Source organism: Streptococcus sp. sy010 (genome assembly GCF_007859175.1).
GTDB lineage: Bacteria > Bacillota > Bacilli > Lactobacillales > Streptococcaceae > Streptococcus.
Window position 1 is genome coordinate 1 of sequence record NZ_VOHO01000001.1, and the last position, 26,033, is coordinate 26,033.

The 26,033-nt window shown below is 38.1% G+C and carries 24 protein-coding genes, 8 tRNA genes and 1 rRNA gene; 29 read left to right on the plus strand and 4 right to left on the minus strand.

The window, feature by feature from the left end; all coding sequences use genetic code 11:
* Positions 1 to 11: 11 nt before the first annotated feature.
* The 8 genes from rrf to FRX51_RS00040 all read left to right on the plus strand — a co-directional run bounded on the left by rrf (position 12) and on the right by FRX51_RS00040 (position 743).
* Positions 12 to 127, plus strand: a 5S ribosomal RNA gene (gene rrf / locus FRX51_RS00005).
* 3 nt (positions 128 to 130) lie between these two features.
* A tRNA-Val gene (locus FRX51_RS00010) sits at positions 131 to 203 on the plus strand.
* A gap of 4 nt (positions 204 to 207) precedes the next feature.
* Positions 208 to 280 (plus strand) — tRNA-Asp (locus FRX51_RS00015).
* Between the two features lie 32 nt (positions 281 to 312).
* A tRNA-Lys gene (locus FRX51_RS00020) sits at positions 313 to 385 on the plus strand.
* A gap of 5 nt (positions 386 to 390) precedes the next feature.
* Positions 391 to 472 (plus strand) — tRNA-Leu (locus tag FRX51_RS00025).
* A gap of 16 nt (positions 473 to 488) precedes the next feature.
* Positions 489 to 561 (plus strand) — tRNA-Thr (locus tag FRX51_RS00030).
* 28 nt (positions 562 to 589) lie between these two features.
* A tRNA-Ile gene (locus FRX51_RS00035) sits at positions 590 to 663 on the plus strand.
* 8 nt (positions 664 to 671) lie between these two features.
* Positions 672 to 743: transfer RNA gene (locus tag FRX51_RS00040), tRNA-Glu, on the plus strand.
* Between the two features lie 121 nt (positions 744 to 864).
* Here the strand turns inward: FRX51_RS00040 and FRX51_RS00045 are convergent.
* Positions 865 to 1,398, minus strand: a complete 534-nt coding sequence (locus tag FRX51_RS00045) for a DUF402 domain-containing protein (protein ID WP_146494740.1) — start codon at positions 1,396 to 1,398, stop codon at positions 865 to 867.
* A gap of 79 nt (positions 1,399 to 1,477) precedes the next feature.
* Complete coding sequence (gene recX / locus FRX51_RS00050) at positions 1,478 to 2,254, minus strand: recombination regulator RecX (protein WP_146494743.1); 777 nt, start codon at positions 2,252 to 2,254, stop codon at positions 1,478 to 1,480.
* A gap of 55 nt (positions 2,255 to 2,309) precedes the next feature.
* On the opposite strand from recX, the gene rlmD reads away from it, so the two are divergent.
* The 9 genes from rlmD to FRX51_RS00095 all read left to right on the plus strand — a co-directional run bounded on the left by rlmD (position 2,310) and on the right by FRX51_RS00095 (position 10,243).
* On the plus strand, positions 2,310 to 3,665 hold the full coding sequence (gene rlmD / locus FRX51_RS00055) for a 23S rRNA (uracil(1939)-C(5))-methyltransferase RlmD (RefSeq protein ID WP_146494745.1): 1,356 nt from the start codon (positions 2,310 to 2,312) through the stop codon (positions 3,663 to 3,665).
* A gap of 21 nt (positions 3,666 to 3,686) precedes the next feature.
* Positions 3,687 to 3,980: a bacteriocin immunity protein gene (locus FRX51_RS00060; RefSeq protein ID WP_146494747.1), complete on the plus strand. Its 294-nt coding sequence runs from the start codon at positions 3,687 to 3,689 to the stop codon at positions 3,978 to 3,980.
* A gap of 124 nt (positions 3,981 to 4,104) precedes the next feature.
* Complete coding sequence (locus tag FRX51_RS00065) at positions 4,105 to 4,869, plus strand: hypothetical protein (protein WP_186627055.1); 765 nt, start codon at positions 4,105 to 4,107, stop codon at positions 4,867 to 4,869.
* A 31-nt stretch (positions 4,870 to 4,900) separates the two neighbouring features.
* The gene (locus FRX51_RS00070; RefSeq protein WP_146494749.1) at positions 4,901 to 5,359 is read left to right on the plus strand and encodes an Rrf2 family transcriptional regulator; all 459 of its coding nucleotides are present in this window, start codon (positions 4,901 to 4,903) and stop codon (positions 5,357 to 5,359) included.
* Positions 5,331 to 6,332: an NADP-dependent oxidoreductase gene (locus FRX51_RS00075; protein ID WP_146494751.1), complete on the plus strand. Its 1,002-nt coding sequence runs from the start codon at positions 5,331 to 5,333 to the stop codon at positions 6,330 to 6,332. The genes FRX51_RS00070 and FRX51_RS00075 overlap by 29 nt, the downstream gene beginning before the upstream one ends.
* A gap of 9 nt (positions 6,333 to 6,341) precedes the next feature.
* A complete protein-coding gene (locus FRX51_RS00080) occupies positions 6,342 to 7,184 on the plus strand; it encodes an alpha/beta fold hydrolase (RefSeq protein ID WP_146494753.1) in 843 nt (280 codons plus the stop codon).
* Entirely contained in the window at positions 7,171 to 8,034 is an 864-nt protein-coding gene (locus FRX51_RS00085; RefSeq protein ID WP_261379765.1) for a VOC family protein, read from the plus strand. Before FRX51_RS00080 ends, FRX51_RS00085 begins: the two co-directional genes overlap by 14 nt.
* A gap of 124 nt (positions 8,035 to 8,158) precedes the next feature.
* Positions 8,159 to 9,229 carry an AEC family transporter gene (locus FRX51_RS00090; protein WP_146494755.1) on the plus strand — a complete coding sequence of 357 codons (1,071 nt, stop codon included), beginning with the start codon at positions 8,159 to 8,161 and terminating at the stop codon, positions 9,227 to 9,229.
* An 18-nt stretch (positions 9,230 to 9,247) separates the two neighbouring features.
* Positions 9,248 to 10,243 (plus strand): NAD(P)-dependent oxidoreductase, encoded by a 996-nt coding sequence (locus tag FRX51_RS00095; protein WP_146494757.1) that lies wholly within the window; start codon positions 9,248 to 9,250, stop codon positions 10,241 to 10,243.
* Positions 10,244 to 10,349: 106 nt separating this feature from the next.
* On the opposite strand, the gene FRX51_RS00100 is transcribed toward FRX51_RS00095, so the two are convergent.
* Positions 10,350 to 10,420 (minus strand) — tRNA-Thr (locus tag FRX51_RS00100).
* Between the two features lie 90 nt (positions 10,421 to 10,510).
* On the opposite strand from FRX51_RS00100, the gene FRX51_RS00105 reads away from it, so the two are divergent.
* From FRX51_RS00105 to FRX51_RS00155, 10 genes are all read left to right on the plus strand, one after another.
* Complete coding sequence (locus FRX51_RS00105) at positions 10,511 to 10,765, plus strand: DUF1912 family protein (protein WP_146459728.1); 255 nt, start codon at positions 10,511 to 10,513, stop codon at positions 10,763 to 10,765.
* 257 nt (positions 10,766 to 11,022) lie between these two features.
* A complete protein-coding gene (locus FRX51_RS00115) occupies positions 11,023 to 11,934 on the plus strand; it encodes a DUF5655 domain-containing protein (RefSeq protein WP_146494759.1) in 912 nt (303 codons plus the stop codon).
* Positions 11,935 to 11,967: 33 nt separating this feature from the next.
* Positions 11,968 to 13,284 carry a hypothetical protein gene (locus FRX51_RS00120; RefSeq protein WP_261379766.1) on the plus strand — a complete coding sequence of 439 codons (1,317 nt, stop codon included), beginning with the start codon at positions 11,968 to 11,970 and terminating at the stop codon, positions 13,282 to 13,284.
* A gap of 22 nt (positions 13,285 to 13,306) precedes the next feature.
* A complete protein-coding gene (locus tag FRX51_RS00125; protein WP_146494764.1) occupies positions 13,307 to 15,955 on the plus strand; it encodes a valine--tRNA ligase in 2,649 nt (882 codons plus the stop codon).
* 63 nt (positions 15,956 to 16,018) lie between these two features.
* On the plus strand, positions 16,019 to 17,353 hold the full coding sequence (locus tag FRX51_RS00130) for a hypothetical protein (protein WP_261379767.1): 1,335 nt from the start codon (positions 16,019 to 16,021) through the stop codon (positions 17,351 to 17,353).
* Between the two features lie 62 nt (positions 17,354 to 17,415).
* Positions 17,416 to 18,501 (plus strand): MmcQ/YjbR family DNA-binding protein, encoded by a 1,086-nt coding sequence (locus FRX51_RS00135; RefSeq protein ID WP_146494766.1) that lies wholly within the window; start codon positions 17,416 to 17,418, stop codon positions 18,499 to 18,501.
* A gap of 73 nt (positions 18,502 to 18,574) precedes the next feature.
* Complete coding sequence (locus tag FRX51_RS00140; RefSeq protein ID WP_146494768.1) at positions 18,575 to 19,492, plus strand: aldo/keto reductase family oxidoreductase; 918 nt, start codon at positions 18,575 to 18,577, stop codon at positions 19,490 to 19,492.
* A 94-nt stretch (positions 19,493 to 19,586) separates the two neighbouring features.
* Entirely contained in the window at positions 19,587 to 20,060 is a 474-nt protein-coding gene (locus tag FRX51_RS00145; protein ID WP_146494770.1) for an 8-oxo-dGTP diphosphatase, read from the plus strand.
* A 52-nt stretch (positions 20,061 to 20,112) separates the two neighbouring features.
* Positions 20,113 to 21,273: an AI-2E family transporter gene (locus tag FRX51_RS00150; protein WP_146494772.1), complete on the plus strand. Its 1,161-nt coding sequence runs from the start codon at positions 20,113 to 20,115 to the stop codon at positions 21,271 to 21,273.
* Positions 21,263 to 22,492 (plus strand): tetratricopeptide repeat protein, encoded by a 1,230-nt coding sequence (locus FRX51_RS00155; RefSeq protein WP_146494774.1) that lies wholly within the window; start codon positions 21,263 to 21,265, stop codon positions 22,490 to 22,492. Before FRX51_RS00150 ends, FRX51_RS00155 begins: the two co-directional genes overlap by 11 nt.
* Positions 22,493 to 22,509: 17 nt before the next feature.
* Here FRX51_RS00155 and FRX51_RS00160 read toward each other — a convergent pair whose 3' ends face one another.
* Positions 22,510 to 24,174, minus strand: a complete 1,665-nt coding sequence (locus FRX51_RS00160) for an NFACT family protein (RefSeq protein WP_146494776.1) — start codon at positions 24,172 to 24,174, stop codon at positions 22,510 to 22,512.
* A gap of 130 nt (positions 24,175 to 24,304) precedes the next feature.
* Here FRX51_RS00160 and FRX51_RS00165 point away from each other — a divergent pair, with 130 nt between their 5' ends.
* Entirely contained in the window at positions 24,305 to 25,174 is an 870-nt protein-coding gene (locus tag FRX51_RS00165) for an ABC transporter permease (protein ID WP_146494778.1), read from the plus strand.
* Positions 25,171 to 25,929: an ABC transporter ATP-binding protein gene (locus FRX51_RS00170; protein WP_146494780.1), complete on the plus strand. Its 759-nt coding sequence runs from the start codon at positions 25,171 to 25,173 to the stop codon at positions 25,927 to 25,929. Before FRX51_RS00165 ends, FRX51_RS00170 begins: the two co-directional genes overlap by 4 nt.
* Positions 25,930 to 26,033 lie beyond the last annotated feature (104 nt).

The window sequence follows — 26,033 nt, forward strand, 5'->3', positions numbered from 1 at the left end:
AATCAGAGTAGTTAAGTGATGATAGCCTAGGAGATACACCTGTACCCATGCCGAACACAGCAGTTAAGCCCTAGCACGCCTGAAGTAGTTGGGGGTTGCCCCCTGTGAGATAAGGTAGTCGCTTAGCGAGGGGAGTTTAGCTCAGCTGGGAGAGCATCTGCCTTACAAGCAGAGGGTCAGCGGTTCGATCCCGTTAACTCCCATATAGGTCCCGTAGTGTAGCGGTTATCACGTCGCCCTGTCACGGCGAAGATCGCGGGTTCGATTCCCGTCGGGACCGTTTTTCGAGTATTAGGTTACTTGGAAAGGTCAGACTCGTTAGCTCAGTTGGTAGAGCAATTGACTTTTAATCAATGGGTCGCTGGTTCGAGCCCAGCACGGGTCATATAAGCGGGTTTGGCGGAATTGGCAGACGCACCAGATTTAGGATCTGGCGCCGCGAGGCGTGGGGGTTCAAGTCCCTTAACCCGCATATAGTATAATAATAGGCCGGCTTAGCTCAGTTGGTAGAGCATCTGATTTGTAATCAGAGGGTCGCGTGTTCAAGTCATGTAGCCGGCATAGTACATTGGTACTAAATTTAATATTTGGGCGCGTAGCTCAGGTGGTTAGAGCGCACGCCTGATAAGCGTGAGGTCGGTGGTTCGAGTCCACTCGTGCCCATATATGATGGTCCGTTGGTCAAGGGGTTAAGACACCGCCTTTTCACGGCGGTAACACGGGTTCGAATCCCGTACGGACTGTTTGTTAAAAGCCTTAAGGGCTTTTTTATTTTGTAAAATGAATTAGTTTATTTTTTCTAAGCATGTTAATATAAAATAGAGCAATGAAATCATTTCATTGCTCTATTTTATATTTCGACGATCAACGATTCTTGAGTTTTAGATAACGTTGGTACCAAATTTTGACATAGGATGGAGAGAAGGGGCCTTTTTGGTGATTGATCCAGTCAACTAAGATTTTAACATTTTCTTTCAAAATGTAATCTAACTCTGCTGAATAATTCATGGTTCTTCGATGGATTTCGTATTCTTCTATATCCAGTAATCGTTTGTAGCCATCAGGAAAGACTTTGACATCTAAATCGTAATCGATATATTTGAGTGCCTCTTCGTCTATAATATGGGGACTGGCTAGATTACAATAATAAGAAATACCTTCTTCTCGAATCATGGCAATAATATTAAACCAGTATTTGTTATGAAAATAAACAACAGCAGGTTCCCGAGTAACCCAACGTCGTCCGTCATTTTCAGTGACTAGTGTATGATCATTGACACCAATTAGAGCATGCTCTGTTGTTTTTAGTACCATGGTATCTCGCCAAGCACGGTGAAGATGCCCATTATGCTTATAACTTTGAATGGTAATAAAGTCGCCTTCTTTAGGTAATTTCATGATTTACCAACTTTCTAAAAGACTCTATTCTTTCTTATTCTAGCATAATATCAATAAAAAAGCACTCTTGAAACTTGATTTATTTGTAGTCTTTGAGTACGGTTTGAATGTCTTGGGATTGATAACCTTTTCTGAACAGATTTTGATAGAGTTTTTGGTGAAGCTGATAACCGTCATAACGTTTTGCTAGTTTACGATATTGTTTGTCAAGTTCTGTATAAAGAAGTTCCAATTCATCTTCTGTATTGCTGGTTAGATCTAAAGTCAATAAGGCTTCTTGGGCTTGAGCATAAGCGAATCCTCTATTGATAATCAACTGAATGATTTTTTGTTCGAGTGCCTTAGTAGGTAGTCGATGGCTATATTTTTTGGCTAGTTTATTGGCTAATTTTTCTAGACTTGCTGAAAAATCGATAGCTTCTAATTCATCTTCTATGATCTCTTTATCAATGCCTTTTTGTAATAATTTTTGTGTGATGACATAAGGTCCTTTATCACCATGTTGATTTTGTTGCTCAATATAGTGTTTAGTATAGGTTCTATCGTTGAGAAAATTTTCTTGTGTCAGATAGTTTATGATTTTTTGACTAGCTACTTCGTCAATATCATATTTATGGAGGTAAGTTTTGACTTGAGCTGTAGTTCGTTGGCTAAATGATAGGTAATAAAGTGCCAAGCCTCGCCCTAATGAAAATTGATTGTAGTCTTTGAGTTTATTAATTTCATCTTGATTAAGCTCTTTGCCTTTACTTAACATAAAGCGTACAAGACTATCTTCGGTGATATAGAGTTTTTCTGTTTCATCTAGTTCTAAGAGATAGAGTCGTTTTTTCTTTTCTAGTTTGGTAATTTTCATATCTTTATTGTAACAAAAAATGATAGAATAGAAGTGAGAAAAGGTGGGGTGTGTGATGAATTTAGCAGTTAAACAAAGAATTCCTCTCAAGATTAAAAAAATGGGAATCAATGGTGAGGGGATTGGTTTTTACAAGAAAACCTTGGTTTTTGTACCGGGTGCTTTGAAAGGAGAAGAAGTTTTTTGCCAAATTACTAAGGTTCAGCGAAATTTTGTAGAAGCTAGTATCTTAAAAATCAATAAACCGTCTAAATTTCGTGTCACCCCTGCTTGTCCGATTTATGAAGCCTGTGGTGGTTGTCAGATTATGCACTTGCGTTATGACAAGCAGCTTGTTTTTAAAGATGATATTATCCGTCAAGCTTTGAAGAAATTTAAGCCTGAGGGTTATGAAAATTATGAGATTCGCTCTATCTTGGGGATGACTAATCCGACTCATTATCGGGCTAAGCTACAATTTCAAATTCGTCAAGTTGGTAAGAAAGTAATAGCAGGTCTTTATGCAGAAAATTCACATCGCTTAATTGATATTAAAGATTGTTTGGTGCAAGATGAAGAAACACAATTTGTCATTAACCATGTGGTCCACTTATTAGAAAAACATAGGGTACCGATTTATCAGGAAAGACGAGCAGAAGGTGTTCGTACGGTTATGGTACGTCGTGCTAGGAAAACGGGAGAGCTTCAACTAATCTTTGTAGCGAGTAGAGAGATTCGATTATCTCCGCTTATTCAAGATTTGATTGCTAAATTTCCTCAAGTTAAAACAGTTGCCCTTAATCTTAATCGTGCGAGAACTAGTGAGATTTATGGACAAAAAACGGAGATTCTTTGGGGTCAAAAAGCTATAGAAGAGTCTGTTTTAGATTATTATTTCTCTTTATCTCCAAGAGCATTTTATCAACTTAATCCAGAACAAACGGAAAAACTTTATGCTCAGGTGATTGAGGCTCTAGATGTCAAAGAAACCGATCATATTATTGATGCTTACTGTGGTGTTGGAACCATTGGTTTTGCCTTTGCTAAGAAGGTTAAGTCGGTACGAGGCATGGATATTATTCCAGAAGCTATTGAGGATGCTAAAAATAATGCGACTAAGATGGGCTTCACTAATACTTATTATGAGACGGGCAAGGCAGAAGATATTATTCCTAAGTGGTATAGTCAAGGCTATCGAGCAGATGCCTTAATTGTCGATCCTCCTAGAACAGGTTTAGATGATAAATTGCTCAAGACCATCTTGACCTATGCTCCAGAAAAAATGGTTTATGTGTCTTGTAACACTTCAACCTTAGCTAGAGATTTGGTGAGTTTAAGTCAAGTTTATGAGGTGGTTTATATTCAATCTGTCGATATGTTTCCACACACGGCACGCACTGAGGCTGTTGTTAAATTGATTAAAAAAACATAAAAAAGACGGAGGGATGTTCCTATGGCAGATTATTATGATGATTTGTTTTTAAAAGTCTTGCAAGATCCAGCTGTACAAGAAAAAGAAGAACTGTATCAACTTTTTTTGACGAGTTATAGCGAGTATCAAAAGAAAAAAGATGACGCTATTATGCTGTCTTTGACGTCAAAAGTTTCCTTGTATTTGTTAACTCATCGATATGAAGCCCCTAAGTCAGTGATTGATTTTGCTCAAAAGTTTCAGAAATCGCTACATCAAGAGCGAGGTAAGGCAAGAGGCTTACTTCAAGTAGCTTTTAGTTTATTTAATCAATGATATAAAAATCTCCAATGTTGTCATTGGAGATTTTTGAGTTAAAACAGTTGACAAAGTTAACGACCCAGTATATACTTGTATCACAAATAAGTACAACAAAAACTTTCAAAAGGATGAATTTAGAATGAAAAATCAATTTAGCAAACAATTTTCAGTATCAATTTTATTGTGGATGAGAGATGATAAGCCAAGACAGGAGGGAATGGATTATTGGAGTGGTCCACATTCTCAGATTATTGCAGCATCGAAAGGTTTATTGGAGTATCGTCAGCAACATTTGAGTCCAACAGAGCATAGTTTTTGGCCACAAGTTGATGGTTTAGAAACTCAAGTTTCAGAAGATCGTCGGATTGATGGGATTGCTGAAGTTACTTTTGAAAATATGTTATCGCCACTAGCTGGTCGTAAACAGACAGCCTTGGCATTCCAAGATGAAGTGAATGTTTTTCGTCGCACGTTAATGCACATGGGCTTTCCTTATTCGTCACGTTGGTTAACAGCAACAGACAAAGAAGACAGTCAACTGCGTGATGTCTTATATTTGCGTCGTCAAGAAGGAGTGAGTAGTCATGCTTTTAGACAGTATGTTAATGAAAAATTGATTGATCAGTTGGCAGAAGTAGATAGCGTGACAGAGGTTCGTTCGCAAGTCTATATGCCTTGGAATGAAAAAACGTGGGATACACCAAATGTCGCACATGACAATCCTAAATCAGAACATCTGCATGCGTCTGTTATCTTAGGATTTGCAAATCAAGAAGCTCGACAAGATTTTTATGAGAAGGTAGCTCCTCAGTTGAATGCCACTTTGACAACTTATGTATCAGCCTTACACACTTATCAGATTGATAAAACTTTAACCTTTGTTGCTGATGGCAAACGTCAATAAACAATGGTCGTTTAAATAGAAAGTAGAAAAAATGGATACTAAATTTTCAGTTGGTTTGCATGTATTGAGCATGATTGCTGAAAGCCAAAAGCCATTAACATCAAGTTTTTTAGCAACTAGTGTTGGAACGAATCCGAGCTATGTTCGCAAGGTGATTGGCTTATTGAAACAAGCATCGTTAATTAGTAGTCAGCAAGGCAAATCGGGTTATAGCTTAACCCGTTTGGCATCAGACATGTCTCTCTTAGAGATTTATCTAGCGACACAGGAGTTGGATCATATTCATCTTTTTGACATTCATCAAAATGGCAATCAAGATTGTCCTGTGGGGCGTTATATTGAAGCTAGCCTATCTCCACTTTTTCAAGACATCGAAATGAGTTTGGCCAAGTCGCTGTCTCATCAAAGTTTACAAGATGTCATTGATAGGCTTTATCAGACAAAAGAAAGGAAAGATAAAAATGAAAGCAGCTCTAGTAACAAATTATGATAAAAATTCTTTAGAACTAAGTCTATCAGAAGTTAAAAAGCCAGTTCCTAAGCCCCAACAAGTTGTAATAAAGGTTTTAGCAGCAGGTGTTAATCCCTTAGATAATATGATTTCTCGTGGAGAGGTCAAGATGATTGTGCCTTACAAGTTGCCACAGATTGCAGGTAATGAAGTGGTTGGTCGAGTGGAAAGTCTAGGTAGTCAAGTTAGTCAATTTGCCCTTGGTGATCGTGTTTTTGCTCGCTTGCCCTTGACGAATATCGGTGCTTTTGCAGAGTATGTGGCAGTGGATAGTCAAGCCCTAGCCAAAGTTCCTGAGTATTTGACGGATGTGGAAGCGGCAGCCATTCCCTTGACAGCCTTGACCATTATGCAATCTTTGGATTTGATGAAGGCTCAAGCTGGTAAAACCATTTTTATCTCTGGTGGGACAGGTGGTGTTGGTGCGATGGCCATTCCTATTGCTAAAGCCAAAGGCTTAAAAGTGATTACTAATGGTGATGGTGCTAATGCAGAGCGAGTTTTAGCCTTAGGGGCAGATCAATTTATTGATTACAAAACAGAGGATTATACGACGTTATTAACGGAAATTGATTATGTTTTGGATACCTTGGGGGGCCAAGAGACAGAAAAACAAATGAGCATTATGAAAAAAGGTGGTCAGCTTGTGTCTTTGCGTGGTATGCCTAATGGTGCCTTTGCCAAGCGAATGAACTTGTCACTATGGAAACAAGGACTTTTTGCCTTGGCAGGTCGTTCTTTTGATAAAAAGGCGAAACAATATGGGGTAAGTTATCATTTTATCTTTGTTGAAAGTAATGGGCAACAGTTACAAGAAGTCGCTGACTTGTTTAGTCAGTTAAAGATTAAACCATCTATTGATACCGTTTTTGCATTTGATGATGTCAATCTTGCCTTGGATAAAGTGGCTAATGGTCGTTCGCGTGGTAAAACCGTTTTAAGATTTGAATAGGAGAAAATAATGGGGTATTTGAGAACTAAAAATCAGTATGTGATGGTTTCGGGACAAAAAATGGCATATCGTCGTGTGGGACAGGGTAAATCGAAACTTCCTTTGGTTATGTTGATTCACTTGGCTGCAACTTTGGATAATTGGGATCCTAAATTGATTGATTTACTAGCTGAAAAGCAAGAAATCATCTTATTGGATTTACCAGGTGTCGGTGGTAGTCAAGGGAAGGTTGGTAAGACCATTCCAGCTATGGCTGAGCAAGCAATTGCTATTATTAAAGCTTTAGGTTATCAGAAAATCAATTTGTTAGGTCTTTCAATGGGAGGAATGATTGCACAAGAAATCATTCGTTTGGATCAAAATTTGGTTGAAAAATTGATTTTAGCAGGAACTGGTCATCGTGGTGGTTTAGAACTAGATAAAGTCACAGAAAAGACCTTCAAATATATGCTAAAAGCAGGAATAGAACGAGTAGATCCTAAGCGTTATATTTTTTATAATCATGATGCTAAGGGTGCAGAAGAAGCTAAGCAAGTTTTGACACGCATGGCTGCTAGAGAACCTGGCTTTATGGATGGACAAATGGCAATTCCTAGTTTCTTGCAGCAGTTAAAAGCGATCAAAAGTTGGGGGAAAGAACCAGTTGATGATTTAGCTCATATTACCCAGCCTACTCTAGTTGTTAATGGAGATAACGACATGCAGGTGCCAACGTCTAACTCCTATGAGATGGCAAAGAAGTTAACCAATAGTCAATTGATTATTTATCCAGAAGCAGGACATGGGTCGATTTTCCAATATGCTGAGCAGTTCTCTAAAGACTTATTAGCATTTTTAGATGAAAGGAAATGAAATGACTTATCAATCGTTATTTAAGTTGGGACATGTAGCCCTCTATGTTAAAGATTTACAATTACAAGGTCGTTTTTACCAACAGGTTTTAGGTTTGGAACTTTTAGCCGAACGTGAGGACAGACTAGATTTAGGGGTTGGCCAAGAGTTGTTGATTCGATTGATTAAGACGCAACATCAAGAGCAAGCCTCAGCAAGTTATGGTTTGTATCATCTGGCTTTATTAGTTCCAGAAAGGCAGGACTTAGCGAATCTTTTCAAGCATTTTGTGGATAATAAGATTGTTTTGGTGGGAGCAAGTGATCATGATTATAGCGAAGCCATTTATTTGGAAGATTTGGAAGGTAATGGCATTGAAGTTTATCGTGATCGTCCTATGTCTAATTGGGATATTCGAGAAAATGGGCAAATCGTTGGTGATACACGTCCTTTCGCGGAAGAAGAAATTTATCATCTAGGTAAGTCTCAAGTGCCTTATCGTTTGCCACATGGAACAAGGATGGGACATGTCCATCTTTCAGTTAAGGACAGTCGTGCCTCTCGTCAGTTTTATCAACAGTTATTAGGTGTGGATAATAAGTTTAGCCTACCGTCTGCCTCTTGGCTAGCTTCTGGTCATTACCATCACCATTTAGCCGTTAATGAATGGGGTGGGAAAGAGCTAAAAGCTAGGAAAACCTTGTTGCCAGGTCTAGCTTACTATACCATTATTTATCAGGATATGGTTCATTTCTATCATAGCTTGCAACAAGCAAAGCGTATGAATTTACAACTTGAGTTATCTCCACAAGAAGTAATCGTTCAAGACCCAGATGGCATACGTTTTAAGTTAATTTTAGAAAAAAGATAAGATCACAGGTCGTGGTCTTTTTTTGTGAAAAAACTCTCTATCTCTATTGACGGCGCTTTCTTTTTGTGATAGAATTAACAATGTTCAAAAGGACAGATTATTTATTGACAAAGAGGAGGTTCTAATGAATTTAGGACAGGCAATTGTTGAAACATTAACCAATCAGAGCATTCTGAGTGCGATTTCATCAACTATTTTTATTATTTTTTTAGGTTATTTTCTGCGTAAGCGTGGCGTTTTTGGAGAAAATTTTGGCAAAATCTTGACCAGTGTAGTACTTTCTGTTGCCATTCCAGCCCTAGCTTTTAACTCTTTCATGCAACCTATTAAACCAGACACATTCAAGCAAGGTTTGGGACTTTTGATTTGGGGAATTGTCATCTATATTATTTTGATTTTGGTGACACCTCTTCTTTATAAAAAAGAAGAAAAATCTCGTCAAGAAGTTATGGCGATTTTGACAACTTTTGGTTCAACCACTTTCTTTGGTATTCCAATCGTTGGGGCTATTTATGGCCCAGAAGGCGTAATTTATAGCTCTATTTTTAATATTGGTTACCGTATTTTCCTTTATTCTTATGCCTATATCAAGATGTCAGGCTTGAAGATGGAATCTAGCAATATCAAGAAAATGTTTATCAATCCTATTGTGATTGCAACATTTGTCGGTCTTTTCCTTTGGTTGATTCAAGGGTCAATGCCACAAGTGACTGTCCCTGAATTGAAAAATGGTGTTGCGACAGGTGAGATGACGACGGTTGCTTTCTATCGTATTGATCAAACAGCACTTTGGTTGGCTAAGCCTTTGCAATACTTGAGTCAGTTGGCATCACCACTAGCTTGGTTGTCAATTGGTTGTACTTTAGGTTCGATTTCTTTTAAAGAAGCAGCTGCAAGTAAGTTGAGTTGGTATTATTCATTTAATAAGGTTGTTATGGTGCCTTTACTTAACCTAGTTTGTCTGTTATTACTGAATGCGACAGGTATTTTGAGTTTGAACTATGCAGCGATTGCTACCGTTGTGATTATGATGGCAACGCCAGTGGCAACTGTTGCAGCAGCCTATGCCATTCGTTATGACCGTGAGGCAGTGTTAACGTCTAATGCGTCACTCTTGTCAACTTTGGCAGCAGTTATTGCTATTCCTGTATGGATTGCTATTTTGGGTATTCTTAATTCAGCAGGTTTGTTTTAGACATAGAAGGAGTGACTTGTGAAAATTGTTTGTTATGGTGTTCGACCGATTGAGGAACCGTATTTTCATCAGTTAAATCGTTATAATTTCGAATTGAAACTGGTTAGTGATTTCTTATCGCCTGCCAATGTCACGGAAGCTAAGGGTTGTGATGCTGTCTTAGTTCGTGGCATGTGCCAGTGTGATGCCGCAACGTTAAAACCCATTGCTGACTATGGGATTAAGTATTTATTTACACGCTCAGTAGGTTACAATCATATTGACATGGACTTGGCTAAGGCATTGAAGTTGATGGTGGCTCGTGTTCCAAACTATTCTCCTTATGCAGTGGCAGAACTGGCCTTGACCTTGGCTTTACAACTTTTTCGCCATACTAATCTGGCAACCACTCAGGTAGCTCAAGGAGATTTTAAGGTTTACCCAAGCCTATTTAGTAAGGAATTACATCGTTCAACGGTTGGTATTGTTGGTATGGGTAAGATTGGGGCGACAGAAGCCTCTCTTTACAAGGGCTTAGGTGCTAAGGTTTTGGGCTATGACCCTTATCCGTCAGATATGGCCAAGCAATTTGCTGATTTTGTGGAATTAGATGAACTCTTAGCTCAATCAGATATTGTGTCACTTCATGTTCCTTATTTTCCGGGGGAAAATGATCAGATGGTTGATGCTAATTTCCTAGGCAAGATGAAAAAGTCAGCAATTTTAATCAATACGGCGCGTGGCGAATTGATTGACCATGAAGCCCTCTTGGTCGCCCTAGATAGTGGACAGTTAGAATCTTACGGAACAGATGTTGTCATTGATGAGCCAAATACCATGGGGCAAGCATTTTCGAACATATCAGAGATTCCAGACCCAATCAATCAAGAACTACTCAAACGTTATCCGCGTGTGTTGATTACCCCCCACATGGGAGCCTATACGGAACCAGCCTTGGAAGATATGATTTCCATTAGTTTTCAAAACTTCCATGAGGCTTTCACAACAGGTCAAACAGAAAATCAAATTATTTAGACAAAAGCCAAGTTTATTATAAACTTGGCTTTTAGTTATTTGACCAAATTTTTGACCAAAAAAATAAAAAAGCCCATGAAATCGGGCTTTTTTAGGAGGTTATTGATGCCACCACCGAGAATTGAACTCGGAACGGAGCATTACCATTGCTCTATTATACCATTTAACTATAGCGGCTACTCTTTTATCATATCACATTTTTGGTATCAAGGCAAGTCCTATGTTCAAATTATGGTATAATAAATTAAAAGGAAATGGAGTGGTTTTATGACAGTTGAACAGGAATTTTTGAAAGATTTAGACGAATGGTTGACCATGCAGGTCATGGTTAATCAAGTGGCTATGGAAGAAAGCCAAAAAGAGTTTGAAGCTAAGGCAGATGAGCGAGCAAAGGATGCGATTATTCGCTACGAAAGCCGTTTAGATGCCTACCAATTTTTACAAGGTAAGCTCGACAATTACAAAAATGGCAAGGCTTTTCATGATTTACCAGATGGGCTTTTTGGCACGAGAAATTATTGATTTTTGTTCAGTAATCTGCTAAAATAAAAGTAGTCAGAGGTGTTTTGAATCCCATTTGTTACAGAAAGCGGTCTTAGCTGAGAACCCCGCACAAATGTCAAAACTGGTTGCTGATATTTCAAGTTGTAATAATAAAGTTGCGGGCTAGTCCCGAAACAGTGGTGGTACCGCGGAAATCATAACATGAATTTCGTCCCTGTCTAGCGTATGCTGGGCGGTTTTTTTGATATAAAAAATTGATAAAAGAAAGGAGAGGAATGGAATTATTTCATATTGGAAAAGGTTTAACAAGTTTAGTTGAAAAACCTTTCAAACTAGAAAAAGAATTACAAGATTTATTTGAGCAGAATTTAGAGTCGCTCACAGGATTGGAGTTTGTTAAATCTGAATTTGCCATACAAAATCAACGATTAGATACCTTAGCCTATAATTTAGAAACAAAATCATTTGTGATTATTGAATATAAACGAGCAACCAATGTGAGTGTTTTAGATCAAGGTGTTTCTTATTTGAATACACTCTTAAAATATAAAGCTGATTTTGTTCTAGAATATCAAGAACAAACAGGCAAAGCATTAACAAAAAAAGAAGTTGATTGGTCGCAAAGTAAGGTTATTTTTGTTTCACCAAATTTCACTGACTTTCAAAAACAGGCAGTTGATTTTAAGGATTTAAATATTGAGTTATGCGAAGTCAATCGCTATGACCAAGATATTTTAGTGGTCAGTGGGATTAGTAAATCTCAAAATGCTCCAAGTATTAAGACCAAAACAGAATCAGCAAGAACTGAAAGGTTAACTATGTTGTCTGAAATTGTCACTTATGATGAAGAATATCATTTGCTTGGCAAGTCAGATGCGATACTCGAATGTTATCAAGACGTCAAAAATGCTCTTTTTCAATTAGAACCAACACTCCATTTGGAAGCTAAAAAGCTTTACCTTTCTTTCAAAAAACACAAGAAAAATATTGTGGATATTCAAGTTCAGAAAAACCAACTAAAACTATTTATCAATGCTAAATGGGGAGAATTGGAAGAGTTCAAGGGTCTGGCTCGCAACGTTTCCCAAATAGGTACTTGGGGTAATGGTGATTATCAGTTTATTATCAAAGATACACGCCACTTAGAGTATATCATGAGTTTGGTCAAGCAGGTGTTGGGAATATAAGAAAGATAATGGAAGAAAATGAAATATTTGTTTATGGATGAGAAAGGTCCGCAAGAAACTTTTAAGATAACAGAACCATTTGATAAGATGAATAAATTGTCTTATGGCAATGATAATATGCACTCCTATGTTGCTAATGTGATTCAGATTGATGAAGAAAATTATGTAGCTATTACATCAGATTATAATGAGATTGTTAGAACCTATTTATTAACTAGATTGCAATTACAAAAAAGTTTGGAACAGAAGAATAAAGAACTCAAGGGTTTGGATTTGTTAAAGACAAATTTTGATTTTGGAATTGCTTCTATGAAAAATAATGAAGTTAAGTTTTATACCTCACTCTTTAAAATGTTAAATAAATACAATGTTAACAATTTATTATTTATGATTAGTAAAATGTCAATTATTACATCATCAAGATTAACTAACTTCTTTTATTTTTTAGCTGAAGAGACAAAGCTATCACCATTTATTGTTAAATATGTTCTAACCAAATATGTTGAGATTGAAGCTTCAAAAAAAGTTATAGAAGCTCTATTAAATAAAAGCTTACCAACTCGACCGTTGCTAAGGTTAATAAAAGAAGATTTAAATAGGATTATTAAAAATAATCAAGGCAATTTAAGAATGGCTCAACAATTAGAAACTTATCAGCAATTGATTGTGGCTATAGATAGGGTAATTACTAATCATAAAATTAAACTCGCTGAGCCTAAAATACCGCTTTCTTTTGATTGGAATAAAGTAAAGTGGGCATTTGATTTATGGATGAGTGAACAAAAAAATTTAGATAAGACTATTGAATGGAAATTGTTTTTAGACGAAGGAATACCCAAGAATATATTTAAAGATTTAAAAATTGATAATGTTGAAGAAAAATGTGATTCTAAAGAACATATTGGATTACAAATAACAAATATGATTGTTGTTTTAATTGGGAAATTAGTTTCACGAATGAGAGAAGATACAAGGTATGATTTTGATAAATCTGATCAAAGAAAATTATTAACTGAGAAATATTTTAAATTAGAAAAAGACCATTATAATTTATTTAAAGAATTAGATAAGTATATTTTTAGTAGTCATCTAAATTATGATGTTATAAATGATTCTTATTTTGATGAAACACTATTGTTTCAAGTTTATATTAAACATATAGCTTCGTTTAATACATATGAAGATTATAAACAAGAAACTCCAGCTAGTCATAGCGAACAACATTGGAAAAAATTTAGACATTATGCGACTATTAAAGTTAATGAATATGTAAAATGTGAAGAGCATGCACAATCTCTATTAGGAAGTGTTAAAAATGCGGTAGAATTAGGATATTTGAAACCATATTAAAAATTAAAAAAGGAGAACTAACATGAAAGAATTATCACCAAAATACAATCCAGCTGAGGTTGAGGCTGGTCGTTATCAGAACTGGCTTGAGGCTGGTGTGTTTAAGCCGTCGGGAGATGTTGAGGCTAAGCCTTATTCTATCGTGATTCCACCACCAAATGTGACTGGTAAGTTGCACTTGGGACATGCTTGGGATACGACGCTTCAAGATATTATTATCCGTCAAAAACGCATGCAGGGCTTTGACACCCTTTGGTTGCCAGGAATGGACCATGCCGGTATTGCCACACAGGCTAAGGTTGAAGAGCGTTTGCGTGAGCAAGGCATTTCTCGTTATGACCTTGGACGTGAAAAATTCCTAGAAAAAGTCTGGGAGTGGAAAGACGAGTATGCTGCAACCATTAAGGACCAGTGGGGCAAGATGGGGTTATCACTTGACTACTCGCGTGAGCGTTTCACTCTGGACGAAGGTCTATCTCAAGCTGTGCGTAAGGTCTTTGTCGAGCTTTACAAAAAAGGTTGGATCTATCGTGGTGAGTTCATCATCAACTGGGATCCCGTTGCGAGAACTGCCCTATCTGATATTGAGGTAATCCACAAGGATGTTGAGGGTGCCTTTTATCATATGACTTATATGCTGGAAGATGGCTCACGCGGGCTTCAGGTCGCAACCACACGACCTGAAACCATGTTCGGTGATGTGGCTGTCGCGGTCAATCCAAACGATGAGCGTTACAAGGACTTGATTGGTAAAAATGTTATCCTACCAATTCTGAATAAACCAATCCCAATCGTGGCTGATGACCATGCTGATCCAGAATTTGGAACAGGTGTGGTGAAAATTACCCCAGCCCATGACCCAAATGACTTTGAAGTCGGTCAACGTCATAACCTACCACAGGTCAATGTCATGAACGATGACGGTAGCATGAACGAGCTAGCTGGTGAATTTGCCGGTATGGATCGTTTTGAGGCACGTCAGGCAGTCGTCAAAAAACTAGAAGAAATCGGTGCCTTGGTCGAGATTGAACAACGAGTTCATTCAGTAGGACATTCAGAGCGTTCTGGAGCCGTTGTTGAGCCACGTCTATCAACTCAATGGTTTGTTAAAATGGATCAGTTGGCTAAAAATGCTATCGCTAATCAAGCTACTGATGATCAGGTTAAGTTCTACCCACCACGTTTTAACGACACCTTTATGCAGTGGATGGAAAATATTCATGATTGGGTAATTTCACGCCAATTATGGTGGGGTCATCAAATTCCAGCTTGGTACAATGAAGCAGGTGAGATTTATGTCGGCATGGAAGCACCAGAAGGTGAGGGCTGGGTACAAGACGAAGATGTGCTTGATACTTGGTTTAGCTCTGCCCTATGGCCGTTCTCGACAATGGGTTGGCCAAATGAAGACGCTGAAGATTTCAAACGTTATTTCCCAACGTCAACCTTGGTAACGGGTTATGACATCATCTTCTTCTGGGTATCTCGTATGATTTTCCAATCACTTGAATTCACAGAGCGTCGTCCATTTGAAAATGTTCTCATTCATGGATTGATTCGTGACGAGCAAGGACGCAAGATGTCGAAATCGCTTGGCAATGGTATTGATCCAATGGATGTTATTGAGAAATACGGTGCAGACGCGTTACGTTGGTTCTTGTCTAACGGCTCTGCTCCAGGACAAGATGTCCGTTTCTCTTACGAAAAGATGGACGCGTCTTGGAACTTCATTAACAAAATCTGGAACATTTCTCGCTATATCTTGATGAATAATGAAGGCTTGACCTTGGCTGCGGCAACGGCAAATGTGAAAAAAGTCGTGGCAAATCAAGCTGGAAATGTGACGGATAAATGGATTCTCCATAATTTGAACGAAACAATCGGCAAGGTTACGGAAAACTTTGATAAGTTCGAGTTTGGTGTGGCAGGTCATAGCCTTTACAACTTTATTTGGGAAGAATTTGCCAACTGGTATGTTGAGTTGACTAAAGAAGTCTTGTACAGTGATAATGAAGATGAAAAAGTGATTACACGTTCCGTTCTTCTTTACACTTTGGATAAGATTTTGCGTTTGCTTCACCCAATCATGCCGTTTGTGACAGAAGAAATCTTTGGTCAGTATGAAGAGGGCTCTATCGTGACCGCAGACTACCCAACTGTTGATACGACATTTGAAAATCAAGCTGCCCACAAAGGTGTGGAAAGTCTGAAAGACTTGATTCGCGCGGTGCGAAATAGCAGAGCAGAAGTGAATGTTGCCCCAAGTAAACCAATTACGATTTTGGTTAAGACAAGTGACAGTGATTTGGAGGCGTTCTTCAATAACAATGTCAATTACATCAAGCGTTTCACTAATCCAGAGACCCTTGAGATTTCATCAGGTTTGACCAGCCCAGAACTTGCCATGTCAGCAGTGATTACAGGTGCAGAAATCTTCCTCCCACTCGCAGACCTGCTCAACGTGGAAGAAGAGCTAGAACGCCTCAACAAAGAACTCGCTAAATGGCAAAAAGAACTCGACATGGTCGGCAAAAAACTCAGCAACGAACGCTTTGTCGCTAATGCCAAACCAGAAGTTGTCGAAAAAGAAAAAGCCAAACAAACCGACTACCAAACCAAATATGACGCTACAGTGGAGCGGATTAAAGAGATGGAGAAGTTGGGAGGATAAGGTTTTAATAACTTTGAAAACGTTAGCAGATGCTAGCGTTTTTTGGTATACTTAAATTAACTAATGAAAGAGAGAAAGTTTGTGAGCTTTAAAAGAAGTATTGATCATATTATTCGTGAAGAGGTAATATTTTTACTATTATTATTACCACTATTAATATTACTATTTTTACCTGTATTTAAAGACTTTCGAGTGATAGAATATGTGTACAACTTTGTGTCTAGTATTCATAAAAATTATTATGAAGTGGTTCTTTCAGCGACAAGTATTTATGCTAGTTTTTTAATTTTTCATATTCAAAATCAAAAAGAAAAAGAACAAAATAGAGAAAATATTGAGAAGGAGAAATTAGCTCAGAAAAAGAGATATTTAGAAAAGAAGGAAGAACGTTTAGCTTCAGCTCGTCCATATTTTATAGTTGAAAAAGATAAATTTTCAAACCAAGCAAAGATTAAAATTTTTATAGAAAAGGACGTACCATTAGAGAATATTTTAGTTTATGAATGGAGTTTGGACGATCCGGAAGATAATATTGCATTTAAAAATATAGATACAAAAAAATCAGGAGACTATATTTATGACTTTTCTTTAACTAAGTTAGAAATGATTCTTGTGAGATGTGTGACCTATTTTGATGAGGAGATTTATTTTCAATATAATGTTGGAGATATTAGAGTGCATTATCGTATAGTAAAGTCTGAGGAAGATAGGGAATATAGTAGAAGTTTAGGTAGAAAGTATTTATCAGACAACTTAATTGAGCTAGGAGAACAGTATGAATTAGATGAACAGACTGAAATTTATAAAGAAAATATATATGATTCTTACGAAGGAAAACTTGCTAAGAGGAGGTTCTTTAGCTATCGATCAAAAATTTTAATAGGGGATTATCATTATAAAATTTATGCAGATAATAAAAATTTAATAATAATTGATATTATTGAAAAAGAGAAGATAGGGGAAATTTTTTCAAAATCTATTAACTATTTAAGAACGTATCCTAAAGATTTTTCAAGTGAAATTAGTGTAGAATTATTAGAAACGATAAAAAAATATCTTGGAGATTCTTGGTATACTACATGTAAAAAATATCATGATCCTCAATATTTTAAAGGTAATTTAAAAGATGCAATATTTGCAGAAAAGTGGAAATCAATTTTTGACGCACCTGTAGGAAGTCATGAAATATCAAATTATATAGGGGACTTAGTGTACTATTGTCAGAATAATATGGATGTAGATAAATTTAATGAGTATTTATTTAGAAATTTAGAAGTTTATTTGGAAAACTGTGTAGAGATTTCTGAGAGTAGAAGAGGTTTTCAAAACGAAGAAGATACAGTTTATAGAGAGATACGTTCGGAAATAAAGAGGATACTATCTAAGACTTTAATATAGATTAAGTTTAATTGTTTCTTCATTTACAAATATTTAAGATAGCATATAAGAAAGGAACCTCTATGTCCCTAGAATCGTCAATTTTTACAAAAAAGCGGGTCTTGTTCGACCGACTAATGTCTTTTGGTTTTGTGATGGATGGGCAAGATTTTTACTATCGTCGAACCTTGATGGCAGGTGATTTTGAAGCTAGGGTTTGGGTGTCAGCGTCTGGTCAAGTTTCTGGTCAGGTTTGGGACTGTGAGATGGACGAGCCTTATGAAGCTATTCGTCGTGAATATCAGTTGGGGGCTTTTGTGACTCAGGTTAAAGAAGCCTATATAGCAGTTTTACAGGAGATTGCTTTAGCGTGTTATGAGGATCGGTTGTTTGAGCAAGAGCAAGCTAATCGCTTAGGCAATTATTTGAAAATGACTTATGGCGACGATTATGATTATCCTTTTGTTAAGCATCCAAATTATCTTTCTTATCGAGTGGCGGGCAAGTGGTATGCTTTGATTTTTCCTTTGAATTTGGCTAAGTTGGGTGTGTCTGGTGATTTGGCCAATCAAAATGTTGAAGTCATCAATCTCAAGGTTCCAACTCAAAAATTATCAGCTTACCTGGATAAAGAGGGAATTTATCCTGCCTATCATATGTCTAAGAAAAGCTGGATTTCAGTGGTTTTAGATGATAGTCTGTCGGATAAAGACTTGTTTGAGTTGGTGGATCAGAGTCGCCAGTTGGTTATGCCAAAATCTTTGGCACAAGAAACAGGGCCAGATTTTTGGGTGATTCCTGCTAATCCTAAGTACTATGACATTGATCGTGAATTTGCGGAGCATGATAGCATTGAGTGGACTCAGAAAGCCAAGATTAAGGCAGGTGATGTTGTCTTGATTTACATGACGGCACCTACTCGTGCCTTGCGTTATTTGTGTAGGGTTTTAGAGGCAGATATTAGGAATCAAGGTCAACGTGACAATCCGTCGATTAACTATTTGATGCGGTTGGAGCGATTAAAAACCTATGCTGATGATTGTTTTAATCAAGACATTTTACAACAACATAATTTAAAAACTATTCGTGGACCAAGGCGACTGCCGCAGAGTCTAGTCGATGTGATTAAGTCTCAAGACTCTCTTTTACTGAAAAATATGTTAGAATGAAAACTGTACAATAAAGCTATTGCTTGGAATGATCTTTATCCCAAGCTAATATTGATAAAGAAAGTAGTTTTTGATGAAAACATTACAATTAGGTCAGTCAGCATTAGAAGTTTCACGTCTTGCCTTGGGTTGCATGCGAATGGCAAGTCTTGATTTGGAAGAAACTAAACAAGTTATTCAAACCAGTTTAGATTTGGGGATTAACTTTTTTGACCATGCTGATATTTATGGTAAGGGGCAGTCAGAGCGATTGTTTGGTCAAGCCATTAAGGATATGGGGATTGACCGTGAGCGATTGATAATTCAGTCCAAGTGTGGGATTCGTCAGGGATTTTTTGATTTTTCAAAAGAGCATATCTTGCAATCTGTTGATGGTATCTTGGAACGTTTGCAAACGGATTATTTGGATCTTTTGCTCTTACACCGCCCGGATACTCTTTGGGAACCAGAAGAAGTGGCTGAAACCTTTACTTATCTAAAGGAGCAAGGCAAGGTGCGCCATTTTGGTTTGAGTAATGTCAATCGTTACCAGTTTGAGCATTTGCAGGCCTATATGGATCAGCCACTCTTGGTCAATCAGTTACAGTTTAGCTTGGTTCATACACCTATGATTGATAGTGGGTTACAGGTTAATATGTTGAGTGATGGAGCAACAAATCGTGACGGTGGTATTTTGGACTATTGCCGCCTACATGGTGTGACCATTCAGGCTTGGTCGCCGTTTATGATTGATTTGGTGAAAGGCACTTTTTTTGACCACCCTGATTATCCAGAGCTTAACCGAGTGTTGAGAGAATTAGCAACAGCCAAAGGTGTCTCCGTTGAAGCGATTGCGACAGCTTTTATTCTTCGTCATCCTGCTAAAATGCAAGTTATCCTTGGTTCTATGAATCCAGAACGCTTGCGAAATATTGCTAAGGCTAGTGAGATTGAACTGGATCGTAAAGAATGGTATCGCCTGTATCTAGCAGCAGGTAAGTTTTTACCATAATTAACAAAAAGATTTAACTCATGGGTTAAGTCTTTTTGTAATTGGTTTTATTGTTGACATTTTGATATAATGGAAAAAAAGAAGGAGGAGTTTCATGGTAAAGTTAGCGACCATTTGTTACATTGATAATGGCAAGGAATTTCTCCTTCTTTATCGTAATAAACGCCAAGATGATGTTCACTATGGCAAATGGATTTCTGTCGGTGGCAAGCTAGAAGCTGGTGAGAGTCCAGAGGATTGTGCTAGGCGTGAAGTGGCAGAAGAAACGGGGCTAAATGTGGAAGAGATGATCCTTAAAGGGATTGTGACATTTCCAAATTTTACACCAAATCAAGATTGGTATACCTACGTTTTTCGAGTGACGGCATTTTCAGGTGACTTGTTGTCTGATTGTCCAGAAGGCAACTTAGCTTGGGTACCTTACGATCAAGTTTTGACCAAGCCTACATGGGAGGGGGATTATCAACTGTTTTCTTGGATTCTAGAAGATAGCCCCTTCTTTTCTGCAAAATTTTCTTATCAAGATGGGCAGTTACTGGATCAGCAGGTTTATTTTTATGATAAGTAGCAATTTTTAGAGAAAAAGCAAGGTGTCTTGTTAGTTATCAAATGGAGGAATTATGAGCCAAAACGAGAAGCAGTTTGATAAAAGTTGGTTTTCAAAATGGTTGTTACATAATCAAGCAGTATCTGTGCTATTGATTACGTTACTTCTGTTTTTGAATATTTTTGTGTTTACAAAAATCAGTTCGGTCTTTATGTCAGTCCTTTACTTGGGGGCAGCCGTCATGCTTCCTTTAGTAATGTCAACCATTCTCTATTATCTGTTAGAGCCGATGGTGACTTGGATTGAAAGAAGGGGGATGCAGCGTGTAGCAGCGATTGCCTTTGTTTTTATTTTGGTGTTATTAGGTGTGCTACTGGTACTTGCCAATTTTGTGCCCATGGCTCAAGAGCAAGTGATGAGTTTTATTCGTAATTTGCCAACCTACACTCGACAGGTGGAAAAGCAGGCAGTACAACTGTTACAAGATCCACGTTTGGCTAATTTCCGTCCACAACTTGAAGATGTCGTGGATAATTTAAGTCAAAAAGCTGTTGATTATGCAGAGACCTTTTCACGAGATGCGGTGTCGTGGCTGGGAAGTTTAGCGGCGACCATTGCCAAGGTTGCAGTTGCTATTATCATTGCACCGTTTATTCTCTTTTATTTCCTAAGAGATAGCCAGCAGATGAAAACGGGATTGGTTTCTATTATCCCAACTAAAATGCGTCCGTCAGCCACTCGGATTTTAAGTGGGATCAATGAACAACTATCTGGTTATGTTCAGGGACAGGTGACGGTAGCTATTGTGGTTGGTATCATGTTTTCAATCATGTTTAGCTTAATCAATCTCCCCTATGCTCTCACACTTGGGGTTTTGGCAGGTATTTTGAACATGATTCCTTACTTGGGAAGTTTCTTGGCGATGATTCCTGTTGTGATTTTAGCCTTGGTTGATGGGCCTGTAATGCTAGCCAAGGTCTTGTTGGTCTTTACCATTGAACAAACGGTCGAAGGTCGTTTTGTAACCCCGTTAGTTCTAGGTAGCAAGCTCAGCATTCATCCTATTACCATTATGTTTATTCTCTTGATTTCAGGATCTATCTTTGGTGTCTGGGGTGTCTTTTTGGGAATTCCATTTTATGCTTCCGTCAAGGTAGTGGTCAAAGAAATGTTTGAATGGTACAAACAAGCTAGTGGGCTTTACGAGGAGGCAAACAGTCAAGATGAGCAATAGTGAAAAAATGTTGGCAGCCTTGGAAATGGGTGATTTGACACGAGCAAAGAAATATTTTCAGCGAGCCTTACATTCAGATGACCAAGAAACCTTATTGGACTTGGGGACTTATTTGCAATCAATTGGCTTTTATGAAGAAGCCAAAGCCATTTATCAGCAAATTCAAAATGATTTTCCAGAAGTTTATTTGAGCTTGGCTGAAATTGCAGCTGAGGATGGTCAGATAGAAGAGGCTTTCTTTTATCTGGATCAAGTTGATTCGACAAGTCCGGATTATGTGGTTAGTCTGCTGATTATGGCTGACTTGTATGACAGTGAAGGTTTGACGGATGTAGCTAGGGAAAAATTACTTTTAGCCAGTCAGTTGAGTACTGATCCACTGGTTAAACTAGGTTTGGCTGAAATCGAGTATCGTTTGGAAAATTTTCAAGCAGCCATTGATACTTATGCCCAACTGGATAATCGAGCAATCCTAGCAGAGACAGGGATTTCCACCTATCAACGTATTGGTCGTTCTTATGCCCATTTGGGTAAGATTGAAGCAGCGATTGAGTTTTTAGCCAAGGCTGTTGAGATTGAGTATGATGACCAGACGGTTTTTGAATTGGCCAGTCTTTTGAGTGAGCAAGAGGATTATCAACGAGCTAATGTGTATTTCAAACAATTAGAAACCATGAGTCCTGATTTTGAAGGCTATGAGTTAGCTTATGCTCGTTCTCTCCATGCCAATCACCAGTTAGAAGAGGCCTTGATTCTCGTTCAAGGTGGCCTAGCTAAAAATGAATTTGATGGGCAATTACTGCTCTTAGCTGCTCAGTTGTCTTATGAAAATCATGACCAAGTTGGAGCTGAAAACTATCTCATCAAGGCAGAGGCCGTGGTGGAAGATCGTGAAGAAGTAGTCCTAGCTCTAGCTAATCTTTACTTGGAGCAAGAACGTTATTCAGAGATTATTGCCTTGGTTGATGAGGGAAATGATTGGGCATTAACCAAGTGGACCTTGGCCAAGGCCTATCAGGCTAGTGACGAGGAAGACAAGGCTCTGGCTATTTATAAGGCGTTGACAGAGGATTTGGGAAATAATCCTGATTTTCTAAAAGATTATGCCTATCTGTTAAGGGAGTTTGGCTATCAAAAAGACTTGGCTTTGGTGGTTCAGCAATATTTGACATTTGTTCCTGATGATACAGAGATGTATGACTTATTAGATGACAATTAAAAGAGATTGATATTTTATCAATCTCTTTTGTTTAATTTCATGCTTTGAATTTTTTCTGAAATAGGAGTGACTCGCAAGGTTTTTTGTCCAGTATAGGTAACAAATCCAGGCTTTGCTCCCGTAGGTTTATGGAGTTTTTTGGCTTCAATCATATCCACTTGCACAAGATTGGATAGACGAGCCTTAGAATAATAGGCAGCTAGTTCCGCTGCGTCTGTTTTGACCTCATCGCTGGGGTTGAGATTGTCTTTGATGATGACATGGCTTCCGGCAATATCCTTAGCATGAAACCAAAGCTCGCCTTTCTTGGCTAGTTTGAAAGTCAATTCTTCATTTTGAAGGTTATTGCGTCCAACTAAAATGATGGTTTTACCATCGGTTGCCAGATATTGCTCAGGTTTTTTACGCTTGTGGAGTTTTTGACGATTTTTTTGTTTGATAAAGCCAGTCTGAATCAATTCTTCTCGAATGTCTTCAATATCATCCAAAGAAGCTTGAGCAAGGGCGACTTCAACACTTTCAAGATAAGAAATCGTTTCTTTGGTTTCCTCAATCAGTCCTTTTAGATGTTTGACAGCTTCTTTTAATTTTTGATATTTTTTGAAATAACGCTGGGCATTTTGATTCGGCGTGAGGGCAAGATTAAGGGCAATCGTAATTGGCTGGCCGGTATAGTAGTTGTCTAAGATAATTTCATCTTTATTATTGGGAACCTGACTGAGATAGGTTGTCAGTAGTTCGCCTTTTTGACGAAAATCTTCTGCCAAGTCAGTGTCGGCTAGCTCTTGACTTTGCTTGTTCAATTTCTTACGATTTTTTTCCAAATCATTCTGAATCCGTTGTATCAAATCGCTGGCCTGCTGGCTGATACGGTCTTTTTCAGCTTTTTCTTGATAAAAATAATCTAGGAGTTGGGCAAAATTAGCAAATGATTTTTGGCTGTCTGAAAAAGTGACGGCTGAAAAACTATTCTTGGTCAGAGTAGGTTTAGTTTCTTGGTTAAAGAAAGCTCGAAAGGCCTTGAGTTTACGGTCGCAATCCAAGGCAAGTGTTAGTTGGTTAGCTGTATCTCGTCCTAAGCCTTGGAAAAGTTGCTGAAGATTGTTAGCAGTCAAGTCTTGCGTTTGAAGAATCTCAAAGAGTTTTTCATCAGCTATGGTAAATGGATTGTGACTGTTTTTTGGTGGTGGAGCTAGATAGGTTGCACCAGGTAAAATGGTACGGTAGCTATTTTGGGCAAAACCAAGGTGTTTAATCGATTCGATAATCTTTCCTTGTCCCTTGTCTAACAGGATAATGTTGCTATGCTTGCCCATGATTTCAACCACTAAGGTGACCTCAATGTGATCGCCAATTTCATTTTTGTTGGAAACACTGATTTCTAAGATACGATCATTATCAATTTGTTTCAGTTGCTCAATGACAGCACCTTGAAGGTACTTTCGCATAATCATGGTAAAGGTACTGGGTTGTTTGGGATTTTGAAACTCAGTTTGCGTTAATTGGATACGACCAAAGACAGAATGTGCAGAAAGTAGCAGTTTATAATTTTGTCGATGGTGACGAATGGTGAGGACTAACTCTCTCTCAAATGGTTGGTTGACCTTTTGAATCCGTCCACCGACCAGTTGAGTTTGAAGTTCTTGGGTAAGGTGATGCAAAAAAAAGCCATCAAAAGACATGCAATTCTCCTTTTTTGTCTAGTTTAATCATTATATCATAAATGTCTGAGCCTAGATAGACAAGGAGATGAGATAGACGGTCTGGTGAGAATATGCTACAATAGTCCTACTAAAGAATAAAGGAGTTAGTATGATTATTTCCACCATTTCACAAGGCTTACTTTGGGCCGTCTTGGGTCTTGGGATCTATATGACCTTTCGGATCTTGAACTTTCCTGATATGACAATAGAAGGCTCCTTTCCCTTGGGCGGTGCAGTAGCTGTTACCTTGATGACACAGGGTGTCCATCCTCTTTTAGCGACCTTAATGGCTATTCTTGCAGGTTGTTTGGCAGGTTTGGTCACAGGCCTTCTTTATACCAAGGGGAAAATTCCGACGCTTTTAGCGGGAATCTTGGTGATGACGTCTTGTCATTCCATTATTTTAATGGTCATGGGTAGGGCTAATTTGGGGCTTTTAGATGCCATTACCTTGCCGGACTTATTACCTTTAGACAATAGTTTCAACCTTTTGGTTTTGGGTTTGATTTTTAACTTTTTGGTGATTTTGGGTCTGATTTATTTTTTCTATACGCGTCTGGGTCAAGCCTATATCGCTACTGGAGATAATCGTGATATGGCTCGTAGTTTTGGCATTGATACCGATAAAATGGAAGTCATGGGACTGGTTGTTTCTAATGGCATTGTTGCTTTGGCAGGAGCTTTGATTAGTCAGCAAGATGGCTACGCTGATGTGTCTAAGGGCGTTGGGGTGATTGTCATTGGCTTGGCAAGTATCATTATCGGTGAGGTAGTTTTATCAGCTAATTTAACCCTTTTGGAACGTTTGATTTCTCTTGTCGTGGGGTCAATTGGCTATCAGGCTTTGATTTGGTTAGTTGTGGCTCTTGGTTTTAATACCAACTATCTCAAACTATTTAGTGCCTTAGTCTTGGCAATCTGTTTGATGATTCCAGAGCTGAAGAAAAAATTCTTGAAAGGGGTTAGCCTATCCCGATGAAAAAAATTATTGAACTTAAAAATGCGAGTGTCGTGGTTAATAATGGGTTTGATGAAGTTAAGACCATTTTGGACGATGTTAGTTTGACCATTTATGAACAGGACTTTTTAACCATTTTAGGTGGTAATGGGGCTGGAAAATCTACTCTATTTAATGTCATTGCAGGGACACTCATGTTGACTAGCGGTAGCATTGCTATTATGGGTGAAGACGTGACACACTTGTCTGCACAAAAACGAGCAGCCCACCTTTCACGTGTCTTTCAAGATCCTAAGATGGGGACTGCTCCACGTATGACCGTGGCTGAAAATCTGCTCATCGCCAAGTTTCGAGGGCAAAAAAGAGGCCTTGTGTCGCGTCAATTGCAGGAATATAAGGGTGAATTTCAGGAGCTACTTGGCAAGATTGGCAATGGGTTGGACAAGCATTTGGATACGCCAGCAGGGCTATTGTCAGGTGGTCAACGTCAAGCCCTTAGTCTCTTGATGGCAACCGTCAAACGCCCAGAGTTGTTGCTGTTAGATGAACATACGGCAGCCCTAGATCCTAAGACCAGTCAGTCGTTAATGCAGTTGACCGATAACTTTGTTCAGACAGACCAATTAACTGCCTTGATGATTACTCATCAGATGGAAGACGCTTTGAAATATGGCAATCGCCTATTGGTCATGAAAGATGGTAAGATTGTCAAAGACTTGAACAAAGACGAAAAAGCTCAACTGAGTATTGCTGATTATTATCGCATTTTTGATTAAGAGAGAGACTAACCTTTTGACAAAAAGGTTAGTTTTTATTTTCATGTGAAATATGATATAATGGAAGAGATTATAACAGTAAATCGACTTGCTTAGCCAAGGAC

Bases quoted from the DNA above. Each gene is read 5' to 3' on its own strand.
- recX (WP_146494743.1), bottom strand. From the start codon at position 2,254: ATGAAAATTACCAAACTAGAAAAGAAAAAACGACTCTATCTCTTAGAA.
- FRX51_RS00060 (WP_146494747.1), top strand. From the start codon at position 3,687: ATGGCAGATTATTATGATGATTTGTTTTTAAAAGTCTTGCAAGATCCA.
- FRX51_RS00160 (WP_146494776.1), bottom strand. From the start codon at position 24,174: ATGTCTTTTGATGGCTTTTTTTTGCATCACCTTACCCAAGAACTTCAA.
- FRX51_RS00105 (WP_146459728.1), top strand. From the start codon at position 10,511: ATGACAGTTGAACAGGAATTTTTGAAAGATTTAGACGAATGGTTGACC.
- FRX51_RS00125 (WP_146494764.1), top strand. From the start codon at position 13,307: ATGAAAGAATTATCACCAAAATACAATCCAGCTGAGGTTGAGGCTGGT.
- rlmD (WP_146494745.1), top strand. From the start codon at position 2,310: ATGAATTTAGCAGTTAAACAAAGAATTCCTCTCAAGATTAAAAAAATG.
- FRX51_RS00170 (WP_146494780.1), top strand. From the start codon at position 25,171: ATGAAAAAAATTATTGAACTTAAAAATGCGAGTGTCGTGGTTAATAAT.
- FRX51_RS00140 (WP_146494768.1), top strand. From the start codon at position 18,575: ATGAAAACATTACAATTAGGTCAGTCAGCATTAGAAGTTTCACGTCTT.
- FRX51_RS00045 (WP_146494740.1), bottom strand. From the start codon at position 1,398: ATGAAATTACCTAAAGAAGGCGACTTTATTACCATTCAAAGTTATAAG.
- FRX51_RS00165 (WP_146494778.1), top strand. From the start codon at position 24,305: ATGATTATTTCCACCATTTCACAAGGCTTACTTTGGGCCGTCTTGGGT.
- FRX51_RS00145 (WP_146494770.1), top strand. From the start codon at position 19,587: ATGGTAAAGTTAGCGACCATTTGTTACATTGATAATGGCAAGGAATTT.
- FRX51_RS00075 (WP_146494751.1), top strand. From the start codon at position 5,331: ATGAAAGCAGCTCTAGTAACAAATTATGATAAAAATTCTTTAGAACTA.
- FRX51_RS00115 (WP_146494759.1), top strand. From the start codon at position 11,023: ATGGAATTATTTCATATTGGAAAAGGTTTAACAAGTTTAGTTGAAAAA.
- FRX51_RS00085 (WP_261379765.1), top strand. From the start codon at position 7,171: ATGAAAGGAAATGAAATGACTTATCAATCGTTATTTAAGTTGGGACAT.
- FRX51_RS00065 (WP_186627055.1), top strand. From the start codon at position 4,105: ATGAAAAATCAATTTAGCAAACAATTTTCAGTATCAATTTTATTGTGG.
- FRX51_RS00155 (WP_146494774.1), top strand. From the start codon at position 21,263: ATGAGCAATAGTGAAAAAATGTTGGCAGCCTTGGAAATGGGTGATTTG.
- FRX51_RS00150 (WP_146494772.1), top strand. From the start codon at position 20,113: ATGAGCCAAAACGAGAAGCAGTTTGATAAAAGTTGGTTTTCAAAATGG.
- FRX51_RS00090 (WP_146494755.1), top strand. From the start codon at position 8,159: ATGAATTTAGGACAGGCAATTGTTGAAACATTAACCAATCAGAGCATT.
- FRX51_RS00070 (WP_146494749.1), top strand. From the start codon at position 4,901: ATGGATACTAAATTTTCAGTTGGTTTGCATGTATTGAGCATGATTGCT.
- FRX51_RS00130 (WP_261379767.1), top strand. From the start codon at position 16,019: ATGAAAGAGAGAAAGTTTGTGAGCTTTAAAAGAAGTATTGATCATATT.
- FRX51_RS00120 (WP_261379766.1), top strand. From the start codon at position 11,968: ATGGATGAGAAAGGTCCGCAAGAAACTTTTAAGATAACAGAACCATTT.
- FRX51_RS00080 (WP_146494753.1), top strand. From the start codon at position 6,342: ATGGGGTATTTGAGAACTAAAAATCAGTATGTGATGGTTTCGGGACAA.
- FRX51_RS00135 (WP_146494766.1), top strand. From the start codon at position 17,416: ATGTCCCTAGAATCGTCAATTTTTACAAAAAAGCGGGTCTTGTTCGAC.